The sequence below is a fragment of the Aeromonas sp. R6-2 genome, assembly GCF_040908155.1.
In the GTDB taxonomy this organism is placed as follows: Bacteria; Pseudomonadota; Gammaproteobacteria; order Enterobacterales; family Aeromonadaceae; genus Aeromonas; species Aeromonas schubertii.
Map to the genome: position 1 here is coordinate 34995 of NZ_JBFODE010000074.1, position 19299 is coordinate 54293.

Consider the following 19299-nt stretch of genomic DNA (forward strand, 5'->3'; position numbering starts at 1 on the left):
CAAATAGTAAATCATTTATGAGTTACGGTCAATAGGTGGTGATTAGATTAGTGTGATCTGGCATCGCCGCTTTCCTGTAACCTCCCATAAACCTACTCATTTTGCCATCCCTTTACCATGGGGCATATCTGAATATCTCAGGAATGCCCCATGTCCACCTCTTCCACCCTCAAACTCGCGCTAGAGCTGGCGGCCAAGGTCACCGGCCGCGAGGATCTGGCCGCGCTGGCGGGGCAGGTGCAGGAGTTGGGCCCCCTATCTGACGAGACGGCCGCCGAGACCGAGCGCCTGGCGCAAACCCTGGAAACCCTGACTCAGCAGCAGGAGCTGATCAATCAGTTCGAGGCCAGCGGCCGCGCCCTGACCCAGCTCGAACTGGCCACCGTGCTCTCCCGGGACCGCTTGGCCGAACTGCGCCGCGAGCAGCAGGGGGCGGCGGGTAGCGCTCGCCAGCTCACCGACCAGGAACGGCTGCTGGCCTCCGAGGTCAAGCAACTGGAGCGCCAACTGGTCGCACAGGCGGCCAGCCATAGCCGCCTGCATGCTGGCCTCTCCCAAGCCGGGCTCGATACCCGCAACCTTGCCCAAGAACAGAACCGACTGCAGCGGGAGCTGCGGGGCAGCGCGGCCCAGACCGAACGGCTGGGGCGTTCCCTGGTTCAGGGAGAGCAAGGCGCTGGCGGCTTCCAGGGGGCCATCGGTAGCCTGACCGGGCGCCTGGTGGCCATGGCCGGTACCTGGTTCGGCATCCAGACCCTGACCACCCAACTGATGGCCATGTTCCAGACCGGCGATCAGGCCGAACGCCTTGGCGTCCAGCTCAAGGCGGTGATGGGCTCCATTGAAGGAGGCCAGCAGGCCAGTGCCTGGATCCAGGATTTTGCCAAGAACACCCCGCTGCAGCTCGACGAGGTGACTCAGGTCTTCGTGCGACTGAAGGCCTTTGGCATCGACCCCATGAACGGCGCCATGCAGGGCATCGTCGATCAGGCCTACAAGCTCGGCGGCGGCTTCGAGGAGGTGCAGGGTATCTCGCTGGCCCTCGGCCAGGCCTGGGCCAAGCAGAAGCTGCAGGGTGAGGAGATCCTGCAGCTGATCGAGCGTGGGGTGCCGGTGTGGCAGCTGCTGGAGCAGGTCACCGGCAAGAACACTGCCGAGCTGCAGAAGCTCTCGGAAGCGGGCAAGCTTGGCCGTGACACCATCCAGGCGCTGATGAACGAGATCGCCGCCCAGTCGAGCGGGGCGGCGGCCAACAACATGAGCCTGCTCTCGGGGCTTATCTCCAACGCCCAGGACAACCTGGCCAAGTTCTACCGCATGGTGGCCGAGAACGGGGCGCTGACCTGGCTCAAGAACCAGCTGGCCAGCCTAAACCGTGAGTTCGACCAGATGGCCCAGGATGGCCGCCTGCAGGCGTGGGCCCAGCGCCTCTCCGATGGCATCGTCGGGTTGGGGGAATCCATCAAGGCCTTTATCCAGACCGTCTATGCCTGGCGGGATGCCTTGCTGGTGATGGCCCAGGCCTGGTATGGCCTGAAAATCGCGGGCTGGATTGCGGATCTGCGCGGCCTCTATGGCCAGTTCATCGCCCTGCCGGCGGCGACGGCCACGGCGGCAGGTGGTATGACCACGGCAGGCACGGCAGCGGCCGCCGCCTCTATCGGGATGCAAGCCCTTGGGATGGCGATCAAGGGGTTGCTGGCTGCCGTCACTGTCGAGTCGATATTCCAGATCATCCGCCTGGCCACCGCCCTCAAGGAGTGGATGCAGGCCGAGCTGGCCCTGAGAGAGGCGCAGGACCTGCGCTCGCAAACCCAGGCCCAGCTCAATGGCCAACTGGCGGCGCTCTCGGCTCAGCTGGGCATTGCGATCACCAGTGTGGAAGACATGGACAGGGCCGTGGCCGAGGGCAAGATCCATTACGACGAAGCGACCGGCAGCTGGCGAGCGGGGGCCGCCGCCGTCCAGGCGCTTGGCACTGAGGCCAAGCAGACCCGCGACTACCTGGATGAGATCAACGCCGTCGCCAAGAAAACGGCGGCAGAGCTCCCCGCCACGCTGGGCAAGGCAGCCGAGACCCTAGGGCTGGACTTCGAGCGGGCCAATGGCCGTATCGGCGAGAGCTTCAAGGAGACCCTCGGCGCCCTGGATACCCTGGTGCAGCACAGCGGCTCCAGTTCGGCGGCCTGTGAGGAGTACCTGGCGGCGGCGTTCAACCAGGCGAAGAACAAGGCCGAGATCGACGCGGTGATCGAGCGCATGCAGGCAATGGCCAAACAGGGCCAGCTCACCGGGGATGGCATCACCCGCTCCATGGCCATCGCCAATGATGCGATGAACAAGATCAAAGGGGGCAGCGGTGACGCCAAACAGGCGGTGGCGGCGATCGGCGATGGCTTCGACACGGCGGCCGCCAAGGCCAAGAGTGCCACCGATGCCATGCGCTCCAACCTTCGCGGCGTACAGGATGAGGCGGAGCAGACCGGCAACGCCGTGGCCTCGGCCGGTGGCGGGGGCGGTGCGGGCAGTGGCCGGGGTGAGGTGACCCGCAGCGTGGGCGCCGGCTCCTTCTTCTACAAGACCGTGGACATCAACAACCTGCGCGGCAATGCCGATGCCCTGGCCAACACGCTCGCCGGCGTGGAAGAGGAGCTGGCCCGCTACAGCCAGAAGGTCAGGGACATCCCGGCCTATAGCGAGTGGAGCAAGTATTACGGCGAGAAGTTCCAGAAGGAGATGGAGGCCATGCGCACCAAGCTCCAGCAGGAACTGAGCAAGGCCCAGGCGAAAGAGACCCAGCAGGCGCAAGCCCCCACTTCGGCCGCCGGCCAAGTCGGGCCATCAAGCCTCCCTCAAACCTCGTTCAACCCGGGGCAACCCCAGCGGATCATCATCGAGCTGCGTGCATCGAACGGTGCCAAGGCCGAGGTGCAGGCCGATGAGGCCAATGCCGCCGCCTTTATCAACCTCCTTAAACAGCAGGGACTGCGCTCATGAACGTCACCTTAAACGGGCTGCACCTGCCCGATGATCTCATCTGGCGCGACGAGTTCGACTGGGCCCCCGTCGAGCAAGTGGTCACGCCGACGCTCTCTGGCGCTCTCCTGGTCGAGGAAACGGCCAAACCGGAGGGGCGCCCCATCACCCTGGTGGGTCATTGCCCCCGTGCCACCGTGCTCGCACTCAAGGCGCTGGAGACCCAGGTGGCCCAACTCCTGACGCTGACCCTGCTGGATGGGCAGCAGCGGGAGGTGTTCTGGCGCAGGCCCGGTGTCGTGGCCACCCCGTTAATCGAGATGGCCGACCCCGAGGCGGGTGAGCCCTATGCCTTGACCCTTAACTTCACCGAGGTGATCCGATGACCATTCTTTCCGGCGACATCAAGCTGCTGGCCAGCCAGCGGCTGACGGATACCCCCGATGGCGGCGGCCGGGTGACCGGCCACGAGATCGTCAGCGGCGAGCACAACAGCCTGTTCCCCGACATCAGCGATCTCGACCGCGCCTATGGGGTGGTCAACCTGCGCAAGGCCTTCTTGACGGTGCAGACCGACAACACCGACACCTACTACGGTGCCAACACCACGGTGCTGCTGCCGCCGAGCGACCCGAACGTGGGTCTCTGCCTGATGAGCACCGAGGACCACCACGACACCCGCGCCGCCGCCCGTGACGTGCTGGAGCGCTACCTGGCCCGTGGGCCCAAGTGGCGCGGCTTCCTGTACGACACCCAGCTGGAAGGGCAGCGGGCGATCCGCTTCTTCCAGCGCGTCGAGGTGCGCCTGCCGGAGGTGGGGGAGACCCTGGTGCTGGTCGGCAACGAGGGCAAGGCCGGCGAGTTCGAGCAGTATGTGCGGGTGCTGGAGGTGACCCAGCAACTGGCCAAGTTCCAGATCCCCGGGGTGCCCGAGTTCACCCGCAACGTGGTGACCTGCAAGCTGGCGGATCCGCTGCGCTACACCTTCGAGGGGGAGCAGCCGACCCCCTATGATGTGGTGACCAACCTCAAGACCGCCCTGCGCGAGACCGTGGTGGCCGATGCGGCCAACTACTTCGCCACCACCAAGCTCGCGGAAAATGCGGCGTTCGGGGCCATGCAGGTGAAGGCCAAGACCATCTTCACCCAGTTGGTGCCGGCGGCCAGGAGCGAGACCCCGGCGGTGGATCTGACCGCCGCCGGCGAGCTGGCCAGCCTGGTGGATTCCGGCAAGGCCCTGGTCACCTTCTCGACCGTGGCCAGCATCGCCCCGAGTCGGGGCCTGTTCCTCGGGACGGGCGTCAAGCCAGGGACGCTCAGCATCACCATCGGCGCGGCCACCATCACCGACAAGGGGGGCGAGCTGGTTGTCGCCGGGTCTGTGATAGGGGCCATCGACTACGGCCGTGGCCAGCTGGAGTTCAACGCCCAGTGCCCGAACTACGGCACCGCGAGCAAGAGCGTCAGTTTCTGGCCGGCGGCCCGCCCGTCGCGTATCGCCGACACGGCCCAGATCGAGATCAAGGCCAACAACCGGGGCTATGCCTACACCATCACCCTGCAGCCGACCCCGGCGCCTGGCACCCTGACGGTGTCGTTCATGGCGCAAGGCAAATGGTACGACTTGAAGGACAACGGCCGGGGCGAGCTGTTCGGGGCCGACAGGTCCTACGGGTCCGGTGTGGTCAATCTGGCCACCGGCTCGGTCATGCTGACCCTGGGGGCGCTGCCGGACGTGGACACGGCGATCCTGTTCAGCTGGGCCACCCCGGTCAACTACACCAACCGCAGCGGCCAGGCCATCAGCATCAGCAAGAGCGCCTGGCAGCTGCCCCACACCGGCATCACCCCCAAGAGCCTGATCCTGACCTGGGGCGCGGGCCTGACTGCCAACGATGCGGTGGGGGATGGGCGGATCCGGGGCGACATCACCGGCACCATCGACTATGCCGAGGGCATCATCGATCTGGAGCACATCACCCTGCCGGCACTGGGCCAGGAGTACGTGGCCCAGTACCAGTACGGTGAGCCGGTGACCGAGCGCCACATCGAGCCCGGGCGCCTCAGCACCCCCGGCCAGGTGGGGCACCTCTCCATCACCCTGGACGGTGACGGTGGCGGGGCGCTCAACCTCACCCCGGGGTCGGTGCGGGTGAAGTTCAACGCGCTTTACAACATCGTGGCGGCCGATGAGCGGATCCTCTCCATCGAGAAGAAGGACCCCATCATCACGCTGCAGGACGATGGTCAGGGCAACCTGAAAGACGCCAGCGGCAACGTGCTGGGCGCCATCGACTACGGCGCCGGCACCCTGCATTTCATGCCGGACGGCACCGCCCTGCTGCCAGAGCCGACCTATGCCTGGGTGCCGGCGGGCAGCCATCAGGACCCGGTGACGGGCACCTGGTACACCGACATGCGCTGGACCCTGACCGGCTTCCAGTACATCAACACCGCCTACACCTTCCCCGATGGCGAGGGGGGCTGGGTCGATGTGACCTACCGCAACAACAACAGCGCCCTGGCGCAAAACGCGACCCTGACCGCCCAGGCGCTGCGCATCGACGTGACCCCGGGCTATGCCGAGGCGATCCTAGAGGGCTCGATGCGCTTCACCCTAGGGGGCAGCACCTACGTGGACCGCCAGGGCTTGCTCTACCGCAACCCGGACCCGGAGACCGGTGCCGGCATCCAGGCGGGGACCATCGACTACAGCAACGGGGTAGCGGTGCTGGCCGACTGGGCGGCAGGGCAGGGGGCCCAGCCGTCGCTGCAGTCCCTGGCCACCTCGTTCAGCGTCCAGTCGGTGGATGCGGTGACCTTCCGTACCCCCGGGGCCCCGGTGGCCCCGGGCAGCCTCTACCTCAGTGCCAACACCGCCACCGGGCGGCGCATCGAGGCGACGGCGGACGGCGACGGCTATTTCACCACCACCGACATGGATGGCCGGGTGAATTACCAGACCGGGGTGGTGTGGGTGCGCTTTGGCCGCAAGGTCACGGCCGCCGGCAACGAGGGGCAGCCCTGGTATGACGCCGAGCAGGTGGGGGAGGATGGCAAGATCTGGCGCCCGCTCAGCGTGGTGGCCGACACCATCCGGTTCAACTGCGTGGTGTTCAGCTATCTGCCGCTCGATGCCGACCTGATCGGGCTGGATCCGGTGCGGCTGCCGTCCGATGGCCGGGTGCCCTTCATCCGCACCGGCAACATCGTGGTGGTGCACAGCACCCGCAAGGCGGCCTTCCCCATGGGGGTCAGTGCCGGGCAGCAGCTCAACACCGGCCGCGAACGGCTGGCTTATGCCCATGTGGAGGACAAGGACGGCAAGCAACTGGCCCAGGCGCTCTACAGCGTCAACCTGGACAGCGGCGTGGTGACGCTTGCCAGCCCCCTGAACCTGACCGGTTACGCCGAACCCCTCTACGTGGTCCACCGCATCGAGGACATGAGCCTGCTCAGCGACGTGGAGATCTCGGGCCGGCTCAGACTGGCCAGGCCCTTGTCCCACGCCTATGACGCCGCCGACACCCTGGTGTCCAGTGCGCTCATCATCGGCGACTTGTGGGCGCGTTACACCGGGCTGTTCGATCAGAAGAGTTGGACCAATGTCTGGTCTGATTACCTCATCGGCGACCAGTCCACCGCGCAGTACAACGACACCGACTACCCGATCCTGGTCACCAACCGCGCCACCCTGCAGGAGCGCTGGGCCATCATCTTCAACTCCAGCACCACCTTTGTGCTGGTCGGGGAGCATGTGGGCCAGATCGCGGTGGGGGACGTGAACACCGACTTGGCGCCCATCAACCCCAACAATGGCCAGCCCTATTTCCGGCTGGATCACCGGGGCTGGGGGGCGGGTTGGTCAAGCGGCAACGTGCTGCGCTTCACCACCCAGGCGGCGGCGTATCCGCTCTGGGTGATCCGCACCATCCTGCAGTCGGTGGCGGCGCAGGAGACCGACAAGTTCGAGCTGCAGCTGCGCGGCAACGTCAACCGTTAACCGGGTGGGGCAATCTGCCCCACCCCGAATTATCCAACTGGAGAACACCATGGCTACTTTTCCCGTGAAGTGGTACGCGAGCGACATGCAAGGCGCCCCCAGCCTGGGGGATACCAGCGCCGGGGCCCTGGCGGCCCTGCTCAAGGCGGTGCTGGTGACCGGGTTTGGCACCCTCACCCTGACCAGCCTGGTGTGGGATGCCACCGAGGGGGCTGCCAAGGCCACCATCGCGGGCGGCCACGCCTACCTGCAGGACTCGGTGGTCGAGGTGAGCGGCGCGAGCCCGGCCGCCTACAACGGCGAACACAGGGTCAAGAAGGTGAGCAGCACCGAGGTGTGGTTTGAGCTGGACGGCGGCAACCCGGGATCGGCCGCCAGCGGCGCCATGAGCATGAAGGTGGCCCCGCTCGGCTGGACCCAGACCCACGAGAGTGGGGATGGCATGGTGGCCATCTACCGGCCGACCAACGTCAACGAGTCGGGCAATGTGTCTTTGCGTATCGACAACACCGCGTTCAGCGGCTGGACCGGTGCCGCGAATGCCTACTTGGCTAAGGTATTGGTGGTCGAGGACGTGGTGGACATCAACACCTATACCACTGTTGTGGAGGGTCGTTGGCCCGCGACGGGGCGCTATAGCGACAAGCGATGGGATCTGATAGGTGACCCCCAGCTGTTCTATTTCATGCCCGCTTACGCCTCCGCCAATTACCAGTTCATGTACCATTTCGGCTACATCAAGAGCCTGCGGCCAGGCGACCGCTATCACGCGGTGTTTAATAGCTACCCCTCCCTGCTGGCCACCGAGGCATCGCGCAACTGGAGCCTTGGGGCTGGGAACGCCAACTCATCTTATGGCACTGCCTGGCCACTGTTCGACAGCGTTGATAGCTATATAGCCCGTCCTTTCCATCAATTGTTCGGCACCACGACCTTCTGGCGAAAGGGGCTGTTTGGCCGCTTTGGTACGGGCATGAATTTGCCAAACGGACCGGATAACGGATTCTATCTTTCCGCCGACCAGGTGATGGTGATGGAGACGAACAACCACCTGAGAGGCTATCTTCCCGGCCTGATCTGCCCGTTTTCCAGCCCGCAGGATTGGCACCGCAAGAACTTTGCGGGGCTGCCGGCGGTGCCTGCGAAGACTGTGCGGTTTATCCTGCTGGGTTATTCCGTAAGCCAGAACCCCGCCACCCAGGTTTGCTTGGTGGGATTTGACCTGACCGGCCCCTGGAGGTAACTGATGGCGAACGATCAAGCCCTTCGCGACCTGATACTGGCCAGCAATCCGGTGGTGTATTACCCGTTGGACAATCTCGCCAACCTTGGGCTGGATCTGTCGAGCAATGCCCACCATGGCAGCCAGAGCGGCACATTCAGCCAGCAGACCAGGCAACTGGGTGGGATGGATGTGGTCATGACAAAGGGAGAAAACACCCCCCTGGTGACGGTGCCAGACAGGCCGGAATTTCGTGGGACAACGTTGACCGTCGAGCTGATGGTTGCCGATATTGGCGACAACAACTTGGTGTGGGTGGAGCGCAACGGGTTGAACAACAACTGGTCAATTCAATCTCTCGCATCCACTCAACCCTCGGCCGCCGGAAAGCCCCCCGCCATGCTCGGTTTTCTTGGCGTCCCCCAAAGCCCGGATGTCTATCTGGGTGGTGCGGCCAATTTGCCCCCGGTGGCGCATATCATCTTGATGTTCCAAGGGCCTCGGATGTGGTCGGTGGTTAACGGCGCTCTGAGTCCAGTCAGCTACCTGCCAGGGAGTGGGGTGCAAGCCACTCAGACCGCCGTCCCCGTGCATATCTTCTCCCGGGGTGGGGCCTCTGGCGCCTTGGGGCCGATGGCGCACGTGGCCATCTACAACCGCCTGCTGACCAGTGATGAGCTGCTGGCTCGTGCCCAGCTGTTCGCGGGCAGCCCCATGGGGTGGAAGGTTCCCCCGCTCACGGCTGTCCCTGCCAACGAGGAACCCCGCAGCCAGTTCGTGCCGCAGGATGTGGCCTGGCGGGGTGGGGAAGGGGCTGGTTACGCCGGCCCCATGCCGGCGGTGGCCGTGACGACCGACCCGCTCTGTCAGGGGCAGGATCTGACGTGGGTCAGGGACGGCACCCAGAACGTGCTGCAGGGCTATATCGAGAGCACGGTCACCATCGACGGGGAGGGGGTCCGGCGCCGGGTGCTCTGCCTCGACCAGGCGGGCAACCTTATCGGGGAGACCTATAGCCGCGCCTCTGATGGCAAATACCGGTTCGATCTGCTCTGGCTCAACCGCCGTTACATGCTGGTCGCGCAGGACGATCCCGCGTTCGGCCCCGCCGATTACAACGCGGTGGCAGCCGACTACCAGCTCCCAACCCCTTACGCCCCCGGTGAGGGGGTTGGCCTGGTCTGACCGGGCCGCACTACCTGCAGCACTACCTGCGGAGGTTGATATGCTCGTGTTTTCTGACGCCCTGCGCACCAGTCGCGCCCAGCTGCTGGCGGCCGCCATCGACGAGGGCAGCGCGGGGGCCGCGACCCTCAAAATCTACACCGGCCCGAGACCCGCCCCCGGGGCGGCCATCACCAGCCAGGTGCTATTGGTGGCGCTGCAGTTCACCCACCCCTGCGCCCAGAGCGTGACGGGCGGGGTGCTGACCCTCAAGCCCCTGGCCGAACAGATGGCGACTGCCAGCGGGATCCATGCCTGGGGACGCATCGCCAACCGGGACGGCGACTTTGTGGCGGATCTGGAAGTGGGGCCGCCCGGCCTCGGCGCCGACATCGAGATCCCCGCCACCGAGTTGTTTACCGGCGCCATGGTGCGCATCAACAGCGCCACCATCACAGAACCATAAGCACCGAACCCTAACCGCTCCCCCTGAGCCACGAGGTCAGCATGGCCAGAACAGACGCCCGGCTTGAACTGCGCAAGGCCCGCAGGGCCACCGCCTCCCTGGAGCTGAACCCGCTCCTGGTGGTGCGCTATGTCGCGGTATTGCAGGGCACCAGCCTGCCGCCCAGCCTGGCCTGCTCGCCGGGGCTGGTGCTGCCCGCCGTGCTGCAGGGGCAGAGTGCCGCGCCGGTGCCTGGCGTCTCGGCCGGGCTGGTTCACCCCGGCCACCTGACCGCCGAACCGGCGGCGCCGGTGGCCACCGTCAGCGCCACCGTGGTCATCGAGGCCACCCTGGCCAGCACCCCCCAGGCGGCGCTGCACGACTTCGAGGCCGGCTATGACATCAACGTGTTCAGGGGCCCCAGCCACACCAGCGCGGGGGACTGGGACCGTGCCGCCCTGGTGACCACGGCGGTGGCCGACGACTGGCAACGGCCCGCCATGACACCCGCGACCTGTCAGGCAGACTGGCAGGAGGCCGGCCCGCTGATGGCGGTGGTGGTGGATCTCAGCGACCAGATGCCCCGCCACGATGAGCCGGTGCGGGGGCTGTTTGACGAGGCCCTGCCGCTTGGCACGAGCCATGGCCAGGGGTTCGACAGCCTGCCGCCTGGTCATGTCGTCACCCGCTCGCTCTGGGTCGAAGGGGCCCCGGTCAGCCGCTGGCAGGTGAACGAGTATCACCACCCGCCGCGCCAGGACAAGGTGTGGCAGCCAGGCAGCTGGCAGCAGGGGGCCCCGCAAGGGGCCACCCTGGGCGGCCAGCAGTGGCAGCTCGGCCTGCCCCTGCTCAAGGGCTGGCTGGAGCGGTGGGAGGAGGCGATGCAGCCCCCCTGGGGGACCAGCCCGCCCCCCAAGCCGCCCATCAAGCCGGAGCGGCCAGACAAACGCACCAAGGCGCTGGTGTTTGGCCGACCCCGTGGGGATGCCTCCCTGGAGTTTGTTTGGTTCGGGCAGGCCCACATCGTTATTCCAACCCGGAGGGTTTACCTGGTGAGCAACGCAGCAAGCATTGTGCGGGTCAGGGATGGGATCGACATTCCCGCCACCTCGCTGAGCATCGAGCTCGATACCGACTCTTGGGCCTGGCAGTTCACGGCCCAGATCCCGCGCATCGCGGCGGCCGAAATGACGGACGAGGAGGAGGTGAGCATCCATGTCAATGGCCAGCAGTGGGATTGCGTGTGCGATGGCTGGCAGTCGAGTCAGAGCTTTGCCCGCGAGTCGGCGACCCTGACTGGGCGCTCTCGCACAGCCTACTTGTCGCCGACCCACGTGTTACCCCAGGCGGTGAGTGAGAGCGGGGCGGCAACGATGGCCCAGTTGGCGGAGGCCCTGCTGCCGTTCGGCTGGACACTGGACTGGCAGGCGCCGGATTGGCTGGTACCTGGCGGCTTCTTCAGCCTCGACGGTCAGACTCCCATCGAGGCGATCAAGTACCTGGCCGAGGCGGCCGGCGGGTTCGTGCTGCCGCACCAGCGTGATCGGCACCTGGTCATCAAGCCGCGCTATCCGACCGTGCCCTGGCAACTCGACGGAGCGCTGGCCGACGTGGCCATACCCCGCGCCATCATCACGACGCTGGGCAGCGACTTCCAGCCGGGGCAGATGGCGAACGGCATCTATGTCAGCGGTGGTCATCAGGGCATCAATGGACGAGTATTGCGCCAAGGCACGGCAGGGGATCGGCAGGCACCGGCCATCACCCACCCGCTGGTGTGTGATGTGGTGGCGGCCCGTGCTCAGGGTGTGGTGGGGCTGGCCAAGACCATGCCGAGGCGCACCCAGACCATCCAGCTGCCGTTGTCTGCCGATACGGGTCTCATCCTGCCCGGGGCGTTGCTCGCGGTGGATGGCTGGAAGGGCTTTAACCGAGGTGTCAGGGTCGCGGTTGAATTGCAGGGCCGGGCCATGACGGTACGCCAGCAACTGAGTGTGGAGCGATTTGTATGAACCTGTTCAAGCAGTTCCAGGAGCTGATACCCGGTGCCGACCCGCTGCTGGTCGGTACCGTCACCGTATCGACGGGAACCAGTACCACACTGGAGACGCCAGGCGGGGGCGTGGTGATCGTGCGAGGGGGAGGGGTGGCCATCGGCCAGAAGGCGTTCTATCAGAGTGGTGCTATCATTGGGCCCGCCCCTGATTTACCAACCTATGAAATCGAGGTTTAAGTCCCTGTTAAGCGCCTTTCAATCTTGGCGATTCCTGATTCACCGAGTTTGATAAATGCGGCCGAGCTCTGTTTATCGTTTTACCCAGAAGTGTTTTTCATTTTTCGCGGCGGGCTACACCTGAGCAGGGGCTATTTAACACATCAGAGCACCCAATCGCGTCACAATGGGGTATCTTATGCCCCGATTTCATCCATAAAACGGATCAGAGACTCGTATGATTATCAAACCCAAAGTTCGCGGCTTTATCTGCACCACCACCCATCCGGTCGGTTGTGAGGCCAACGTTCGTCGTCAGATCGCCTATGTCCAGTCCAAGGGTGCCATCGAGAACGGCCCCAAGAAGGTGCTGGTGATCGGTGCCTCCACCGGTTACGGCCTGGCCTCACGGATTGCTGCCGCCTTTGGCTCCGGCGCCGCTACCCTGGGCGTCTTCTTCGAAAAAGCGGGTACCGAGTCCAAGCCGGGCACCGCCGGCTGGTACAACTCTGCCGCCTTTGACAAGGCCGCCAAGGAAGCCGGTCTCTACGCCAAAAGCGTCAACGGCGATGCCTTCTCCAACGAGTGCCGCGCCAAGGTGATCGAGCTCATCAAGCAGGATCTGGGTCAGATTGATCTGGTGGTCTACTCCCTGGCCTCTCCGGTGCGCAAGATGCCGGAAACCGGCGAAGTGGTGCGCTCTGCCCTGAAACCCATCGGCGAGGTCTACACCACCACCGCCATCGACACCAACAAGGATCAGATCATCAGCGCTACCGTCGAGCCGGCGAATGAGGAAGAGATCCAGAACACCATCACCGTCATGGGCGGCCAGGATTGGGAGCTGTGGATGGCGGCCCTGCGCGATGCGGGCGTGCTGGCTGACGGCGCCAAGTCGGTAGCTTACTCCTACATCGGTACCGATCTGACCTGGCCCATCTACTGGCATGGCACCCTGGGCCGCGCCAAGGAAGACTTGGACCGCGCCGCTACCGCCATCCGTGGCGATCTGGCCGCCAAGGGGGGGACCGCCCATGTGGCCGTGCTCAAATCCGTGGTGACCCAGGCATCAAGCGCCATTCCTGTGATGCCGCTCTACATCTCCATGGCCTTCAAGATCATGAAGGAGAAGGGCATTCACGAGGGGTGCATGGAGCAGGTGGATCGCATGATGCGTACCCGCCTGTATGGTGCCGATCTGGCGTTGGACGAGCAGGCCCGTATCCGCATGGATGACTGGGAGCTGCGTGACGACGTGCAGCAGACCTGCCGTGATCTGTGGCCCTCCATCACCAGCGAGAACCTCTCTGAGCTGACCGACTACACCGGCTACAAGCAGGAGTTCCTGCGCCTGTTCGGTTTCGGTCTGGACGAGGTGGACTACGACGCCGACGTTAACCCGGACGTGAAATTCGACGTGGTCGAGCTGTAATCCGCTTGCTGCAAGAGGGGGCCAACATGGCCCCCTCTTCTTTCATTGAGGCTGAGTGCCTAAGGCATCGGTCACCCGGCGTTTGTGCGCCATCTTCTCCAGGATGAGCTTGTAGGCCACGTAGTATTTGTAGATGTTGCTCACATAGGAGACGGTCTCGGCACCTATCTTCTCGGCGGCGATGTGCTCCACGTTGCCAAACCAGACGTTGGGGTTAAAGCCCCGCTCCTCGGTGAGTTTGCGCAGCCTGGCGATCCGTGCCGGCCCCGCGTTGTACGAGGCGAACGAGAAGAGGGCCTTGTCCAGACGGGTCATGGGCTCGTCGCCATAGTAGCGATCCATCATCCAGCGCATGTACTTGATCCCGGCGTGGATATTGGGGTCGAGCCGGCGAATGTCGCCGACTTTCAGCTCCTTGCCGGTCTTGGGCATCACCTGCATCACGCCGATGGCCCCCACCTTGCTGCGGGCGTTCTGGTTGAGTTGGGACTCCTGATAGCCCTGGGCCGCCATCAACACCCAGTCCACGTCGTACTTTCCCGCGTATTCCTGAAAGACCTTGATCATGTCCAGAAACTTCTGACGCTCGCGCCCGGCGGCGGCGCTCTTGACGTATCGGGTGCTCTTGAAATAGCGGGCCTGCAAGGTGTTGCTGATGACGCTCCCCTGGCCGTGCAGGCGGATGTGCTCGTTGAGTAGCGCCAGCAGGGCCGGACTGTTCTTGCGCACCGCCCAGGCGATCGCACCCTCTTCGCGCAGGGCGATATCCTCGTGAACCCGAATGGCCGGATAGATCTGCTGCCAGAAGCGGGCCTTGTGGCTGTCGACCACGATGAGGGGGATGAGACCCGCGTTGAGCATCTCCATCAGGTCTTCGTCTTCGAGGGGATCGGGGGCTTCTTTGAGGATCACGGCGGCGCGCCCTTCCCGGGCAAAGCGCTCGTTCAGGGCCAGCAGGCTCTCGTAGTAACTCGAAGAGCGGCGCACAAAGACCTCTTTGCCGGCGAGATCCTCCAGGTGCGCGACCTTGGGGGAGGCGGGGCCGCTGACCAGCAGCTCCTTGACCCCCTTGAAGAGGGGCAGGGTGAAATCGGCCTGGGTTTGTCTGGTCGCCGTGATGGTCAGGTTGGCGGCGGCGATGTCCCCCTTGCCCTCTTGCAGGGCCTTGAAGATCTCGCCACGGGCCACGGGAATGAAGTGGATCTGCACCTTGAGATGGCGCCCCTTGAGACGCTTTTCCTTCATCTGCTGGAGGTTGAGATAGCGCTCGAACTCCATCAGACGGTCATAGGTGGCCCCCCGCTGGCGACCCTTGTCGATGAAATAGAAGGTCTTGCTGTAGCTGGTCAACACCCGGATCACCCGCCGCTCTATCATGCCCGGCAGATCCCCGCGCCAGGGAGCGAGCAGCTCGTCGCTGGTGAGGTGAAGGGGCTCACGGGTCTGGTCAGGCTCGGCGGCGCAGAGGGGGAGAGCGAGTACAGAGAGCAGGATCAGCAGGGGACGAGAGCCCCGGACGAGGGAGAACAACATGGCAGACTCCGACGCAGAACGACTGTCGTGAGTCTAGCCAAGGTCTCTGGGACTAGCTCGCTTGGCCCTGAGCGAGCTTGCGTTCATAGTCGCGCTGTACGATGGCCAGGGCCTTGAGGGCCAACTCGGTCGGGATCTGATGGTTTTCGAGCAGCTCGATAAGATCGACGGCGAGCTGCACTTCCTTGGGGGCCTGCTCCAGTGACATGGGTTACCTCGGGGAAAAAGGGGGCAGTATAGCGGGCGCCCGGGTTGGGCCCAAGCGCCCCTTGCTCACAGATGCCGGCGCATCTCCTTGTCGATCTCCTCACGCAGGGCCACCAGCTTGAGGGCGTACTGCTCGAGTTGGCGTTGGGCGTCGGTCTGCGGTGCCCAGGCCGGTACCTGGCGTGGCTTGCCCTGCTCATCCATGGCCACGAAGATGATGATGCAGTGGGTCGCCTTGTGGCGGTCGGTCGAGGTGGGATGGCGGCTGTAAACGTCCACTGCCAGGTGCATGCTGGTACTGCCGGTGTGGATCACCTGGGCGTGCACCTCGACCAATTCGCCTATCTGGATGGGACGGATAAAGCGGATCCCCCCCACATAAACGGTCACCGCATAGCCGCCACTCCAGCCGGCCGCGCAGGCATAGCCCGCCTGATCTATCCACTTCATCACCATGCCGCCGTGCACCTTGCCGCCGAAATTGACATCCGAGGGCTCGGCCAGAAACTGCAGGGTTAACTCTCTGGGTGGGCTCATCCTTCATCCTTAACGTCGATAGCTCTTGCGATACTGCTCCGCCTGCATGCAGGCGGGCACCTTGGAAAAGTCGGGGCGCTTGTTGCCCTCACGCTCGCCAAAGCGGGCGAAGTCGTGTTCGCACCCGGCCTGGCTCTTGCCCTCGTTGACGCACAGGGCGATCCGCTGGCTGCGCCCCTCGTCGACCAGTTGTTGCCGGGCGCTGGCGCACGCCGCATCCAGCCGGGCCTGCTCGGCCTCTCTGTCTACCACGGCGGCGCCCACCGGTACGGTGAGGGCGAACGTCAGCAGCAGGGCGTAACCGGGTTTCATCGGGTCACTCCTTGGCGGGCCCTGCCCGCGATGATGAGAGCAATGCCACTGAGGATAGCCAGCGCCGAGAGCAGCAGCCGCAGACTCCAGCTCTCCCCGAGCCAGAGGGTTCCGCCCACCGCCGCCAGCGGCGGCACCAGCAGTTGCAGTGCCGCGGCCAGGGTGCGTCCCAGATCCGGCAAGACACTGTACCACAGGGCGTAGCCGAGTCCCGAGGCGAGGGCGCCGGAGAGCAGGGCCAGCAGCACCCCGTTGGCGCTGAAACCCGGTTGGCCAAGCAGCATCAGGGGCAGGGCGAGCAGGGCGGCGCGCCAGAAGTGGCCGGCGTTGGCGGCCAGCGGATCGGCAGCCCTGGCCCCGGCCAGGGTATAGCTGGCCCAGGCGATGCCGGCCCCGGCCATCAGCACGGCCCCCAGAGGATCGGGGGCGCTCAGCCCCGGCAGCAACAACCAGACGAGGCCCCCCATGGCCAACACCAGCCCCAGCCATTGCAGGGCGGGCAGTCGTTCGCCGCGCCACAGGGGAGGCGCCAACATGGTGATCTGTACGCTGGCAAAGAGGATCAGCGCGCCGCTGCCGGCACCGAGGGAGAGATAGGCAAACGAGAAGGCGCCGGCGTAGACCATCAGGGCCAGGCCGCCACGCCAGTCCCCGCCACGGGGGCGGGCACGAGTCAGCCAGCCCAGCATCAGGGCGCCGCTGGCCAGGCGCAGCAGGGTAAAGAGCGCCGGATCCATGGCCGCCTGGGTGAGGGCGAGGCGACAGAGCAGGGAGTTGGCGGCAAACGCCACCAGGGTCGAGCCGGTGAGCAGCGCAAGGCGCAGGGGGGACATCCAGAAACCTCGGGGCGATGGCGGGTACTGAGACAAATAGTCGCCCACCGGGGGCGGGGCGGCAAGGGCGGGCTGGCCTATTCACATCTGATTCACGCCCCCTGTCCCAGCATGGCCAGACACGTAGAGGAGAAAACGATGAAACAGATACTCGATCAGTTGCTCGGCAGTGGTAAGGGGTGGCTCGAGCAGGGGGGCAGCCAGCGCAAGGGACAGCTTCAGGGAGCCCTGGCCGGTGGGGCACTGGGGCTGCTGCTGGGCAACAAGAAGGTGCGTAAATATGGCAGCAAGGTGGCGGCCGTGGGGGGCGCGGCGGCCTTAGGTGGCATCGCCTACAAGCTCTATCAGGATTGGCAGGCCCAGCAGCAGAGCGCGCCGACGGATCAAACCGTGCCCCAACCGCTCACCAGCCTGGAGGGGCAGGCACTGGATCGGCGCGCCGAACTGCTGGTGCGCGCCATGATTGCCGCCGCCCGCGCCGACGGCCATATCGACGAGCAGGAGCGACGCAAGATTGCCGATCACCTGACCGGGCTTGGCCAGAGCGACGCGGCCCGCTATATCGACCGGGAGCTGGCCCGCCCCCTCGACCCTCACGCCCTGGCGCGGGAGGTGACCGACATGGAGCAGGCCACCGAGCTCTATTTTGCCTCCCTGCTGGCCATCGAGGTGGATCACTTCATGGAGCGTGGCTATCTCGACGAGCTGGCGCGAGCCCTGCATCTCGATGAGACCCTCAGGCAGCGCATCGAGGCGCAGGTGGCGGCGCTCTGAGCCGGTTTTGAGAAGACCCGCCCTGGCGGGTCTTGTTGTCAGGGGGCCGGGCAGACGCTCTCACTTTGCAGGCTGGTCGGCTCGAGCAGGTAGTCGACGGCGATCCGGGTGACGCAGGGATAATCCTCACCCAGGCTAAAGCCGTGATCCACTGCCCCTTGCTGCTCGACCAGGTGGGCGCGCGCTCCGAAGGCGGCCTTCATCTGCCGGCTCCAGGCCAGCGGTGTGGCGAAATCCAGACTGCCGCCGATGATCAGCACCTTCTGCTGCGCCGTGAGCTGCTGATCCAGATTGGCCAGCAGGGGGATAGGGTCGCGGCGGCGCTGCCAGTCTGCGCAGAGATAGGACATGGCGTGCAGCTTGGCGCCGGCGATGGAGCTCTGCTCGAAGTCGTTGCCCAGGGCATCAATCTCGGCCAGGGTGAAATCACGCCCCTGATCGCTACACATGACTGCCGCCTGGAGGGGATAGAGCATCACATCCTCCAGCGCGGATCCATAGGCGCTGCGATTGGCCCGATCGCTTTGCATATAGGCCACCAGTTCGGCACCGAGATCTTGCTGTAGCAGCTTATCGAGCATGGGTCGCAACCGCTCTGCGCCGCGTTCATCGGTGATCAACTGCTCCAGCATGGGTACCCAAACCCGAGTGTCGACACGGGCCCCGTCGTTGGCCACATAGACCCCCTGGGAGAGCACAGTCTCGCCAATTCTGGCCAGCTGTTGCCGTGTCGCCTCCGGCTGTCGCTGCGCCAATATGATCTGCCAGCCGGTGGATTGGCCGAGCAGTACACGATCGATATCGGGTTGGCTGGGGTTAATGGCCGAATCGAGGATCAGGGCGCGCAGCTGCTGGGGGTAGCGTTCGGCATAGAGGGCGCCGAGGCGGGTGCCGTACGAATAACCCACGAAGTTGAGGGTCTGCTCGCCCAAGTGCTGGCGCAGCAGCTCCATGTCCTGAACCACGCTGTTGCTACCCAGATAAGGGGCATAGGCATCCAGCACAGGTGCGCAGCGCCGGACAATCTCCAGCTGGGGCAGACGATGGCTGGCGCGTGCCTCCCGGGTAAAGGCGCCGGTCATCTTACCCAGCCACTGCTCGGCCTGTGCATAGAGGGCTTCACCGACCCCCTCTTCACTGACATCCTGTGGCCGTTCGGTCAGCTGGCAGGTACGCAGCGCGACGCCCAGGGCGCTAAAGCCGGTACCGCGGGGATCGAAACTGACCAGGTCGAAACGTTGGCGGATCTCGAGGGGGATCTCGTCGAGAGTGTCACTCAATCTCGAGACTCCGGCCCCGCCCGGCCCCCCGTAGTTGAACATCAGGGTGCCGATCCTGCGTGCAGGATCCTCGGCCTTGTGTACCCCGTAGAGGATCTCGATACGAGTACCCTCGGGGTGATGGTAATCGAGGGGAACCTCCAGAAAGCCGCAGGTGAGCCCCTTGGCGTCGGCGCAGGCCTGCGCCAGGGTGAAGTCGGAGCGGATCACCCGGGGAGCGGCGGGGGGGATCGGTTGGACGCTTGTGGTCACAGGCGGGACAACCGGGGTGGCCGGTGTAACGGGTGGAGTAATCGGGCTGGCCGGTTGGGCTGCCGGCACTGTGGGAGCTGCCTGGGCCGGCGTGGCGGATTGGCTTGGGGAGTCGCT

At 65.1% G+C, this 19299-nt stretch carries 16 protein-coding genes; 10 read left to right on the top strand and 6 right to left on the bottom strand.

Features of this window, described 5'->3' with window-relative positions; all coding sequences use genetic code 11:
• Positions 1 to 150: 150 nt before the first annotated feature.
• From AB5Y48_RS20230 to fabV, 9 genes are all read left to right on the top strand, one after another.
• The gene (locus AB5Y48_RS20230; RefSeq protein ID WP_368165557.1) at positions 151 to 2997 is read left to right on the top strand and encodes a tape measure protein; all 2847 of its coding nucleotides are present in this window, start codon (positions 151 to 153) and stop codon (positions 2995 to 2997) included.
• Positions 2994 to 3362, top strand: a complete 369-nt coding sequence (locus AB5Y48_RS20235) for a hypothetical protein (RefSeq protein ID WP_368165558.1) — start codon at positions 2994 to 2996, stop codon at positions 3360 to 3362. Before AB5Y48_RS20230 ends, AB5Y48_RS20235 begins: the two co-directional genes overlap by 4 nt.
• Positions 3359 to 6979: a curculin (mannose-binding) lectin protein gene (locus tag AB5Y48_RS20240; protein WP_368165559.1), complete on the top strand. Its 3621-nt coding sequence runs from the start codon at positions 3359 to 3361 to the stop codon at positions 6977 to 6979. Before AB5Y48_RS20235 ends, AB5Y48_RS20240 begins: the two co-directional genes overlap by 4 nt.
• Positions 6980 to 7028: 49 nt before the next feature.
• Positions 7029 to 8222, top strand: a complete 1194-nt coding sequence (locus AB5Y48_RS20245; protein ID WP_368165560.1) for a hypothetical protein — start codon at positions 7029 to 7031, stop codon at positions 8220 to 8222.
• A gap of 3 nt (positions 8223 to 8225) precedes the next feature.
• Positions 8226 to 9386, top strand: a complete 1161-nt coding sequence (locus tag AB5Y48_RS20250; RefSeq protein ID WP_368165561.1) for a hypothetical protein — start codon at positions 8226 to 8228, stop codon at positions 9384 to 9386.
• A gap of 40 nt (positions 9387 to 9426) precedes the next feature.
• A complete protein-coding gene (locus AB5Y48_RS20255) occupies positions 9427 to 9831 on the top strand; it encodes a hypothetical protein (RefSeq protein WP_368165562.1) in 405 nt (134 codons plus the stop codon).
• Between the two features lie 41 nt (positions 9832 to 9872).
• Positions 9873 to 11822, top strand: coding sequence for a hypothetical protein (locus AB5Y48_RS20260; protein WP_368165563.1), 1950 nt, complete (start codon positions 9873 to 9875; stop codon positions 11820 to 11822).
• Positions 11819 to 12043, top strand: a complete 225-nt coding sequence (locus tag AB5Y48_RS20265; RefSeq protein WP_368165564.1) for a hypothetical protein — start codon at positions 11819 to 11821, stop codon at positions 12041 to 12043. The genes AB5Y48_RS20260 and AB5Y48_RS20265 overlap by 4 nt, the downstream gene beginning before the upstream one ends.
• 217 nt (positions 12044 to 12260) lie before the next feature.
• Positions 12261 to 13454: an enoyl-ACP reductase FabV gene (fabV, locus tag AB5Y48_RS20270; protein ID WP_368165565.1), complete on the top strand. Its 1194-nt coding sequence runs from the start codon at positions 12261 to 12263 to the stop codon at positions 13452 to 13454.
• Between the two features lie 42 nt (positions 13455 to 13496).
• On the opposite strand, the gene AB5Y48_RS20275 is transcribed toward fabV, so the two are convergent.
• The 5 genes from AB5Y48_RS20275 to AB5Y48_RS20295 form a co-directional block, all read right to left on the bottom strand.
• Positions 13497 to 14987: a transporter substrate-binding domain-containing protein gene (locus tag AB5Y48_RS20275; protein WP_368165566.1), complete on the bottom strand. Its 1491-nt coding sequence runs from the start codon at positions 14985 to 14987 to the stop codon at positions 13497 to 13499.
• Positions 14988 to 15039: 52 nt separating this feature from the next.
• Positions 15040 to 15195 (bottom strand): pleiotropic regulatory protein RsmS, encoded by a 156-nt coding sequence (gene rsmS / locus AB5Y48_RS20280; RefSeq protein WP_368165567.1) that lies wholly within the window; start codon positions 15193 to 15195, stop codon positions 15040 to 15042.
• Positions 15196 to 15260: 65 nt separating this feature from the next.
• A complete protein-coding gene (locus tag AB5Y48_RS20285; RefSeq protein ID WP_050665676.1) occupies positions 15261 to 15731 on the bottom strand; it encodes an acyl-CoA thioesterase in 471 nt (156 codons plus the stop codon).
• A gap of 9 nt (positions 15732 to 15740) precedes the next feature.
• Positions 15741 to 16043, bottom strand: a complete 303-nt coding sequence (locus AB5Y48_RS20290; protein ID WP_050665675.1) for a hypothetical protein — start codon at positions 16041 to 16043, stop codon at positions 15741 to 15743.
• Positions 16040 to 16876: an EamA family transporter gene (locus AB5Y48_RS20295; protein ID WP_368165568.1), complete on the bottom strand. Its 837-nt coding sequence runs from the start codon at positions 16874 to 16876 to the stop codon at positions 16040 to 16042. The genes AB5Y48_RS20290 and AB5Y48_RS20295 overlap by 4 nt, the downstream gene beginning before the upstream one ends.
• A 138-nt stretch (positions 16877 to 17014) precedes the next feature.
• On the opposite strand from AB5Y48_RS20295, the gene AB5Y48_RS20300 reads away from it, so the two are divergent.
• On the top strand, positions 17015 to 17650 hold the full coding sequence (locus tag AB5Y48_RS20300; RefSeq protein ID WP_368165569.1) for a tellurite resistance TerB family protein: 636 nt from the start codon (positions 17015 to 17017) through the stop codon (positions 17648 to 17650).
• A gap of 38 nt (positions 17651 to 17688) precedes the next feature.
• On the opposite strand, the gene AB5Y48_RS20305 is transcribed toward AB5Y48_RS20300, so the two are convergent.
• Positions 17689 to 19182: an alpha/beta fold hydrolase gene (locus AB5Y48_RS20305; RefSeq protein WP_368165570.1), complete on the bottom strand. Its 1494-nt coding sequence runs from the start codon at positions 19180 to 19182 to the stop codon at positions 17689 to 17691.
• Positions 19183 to 19299 lie beyond the last annotated feature (117 nt).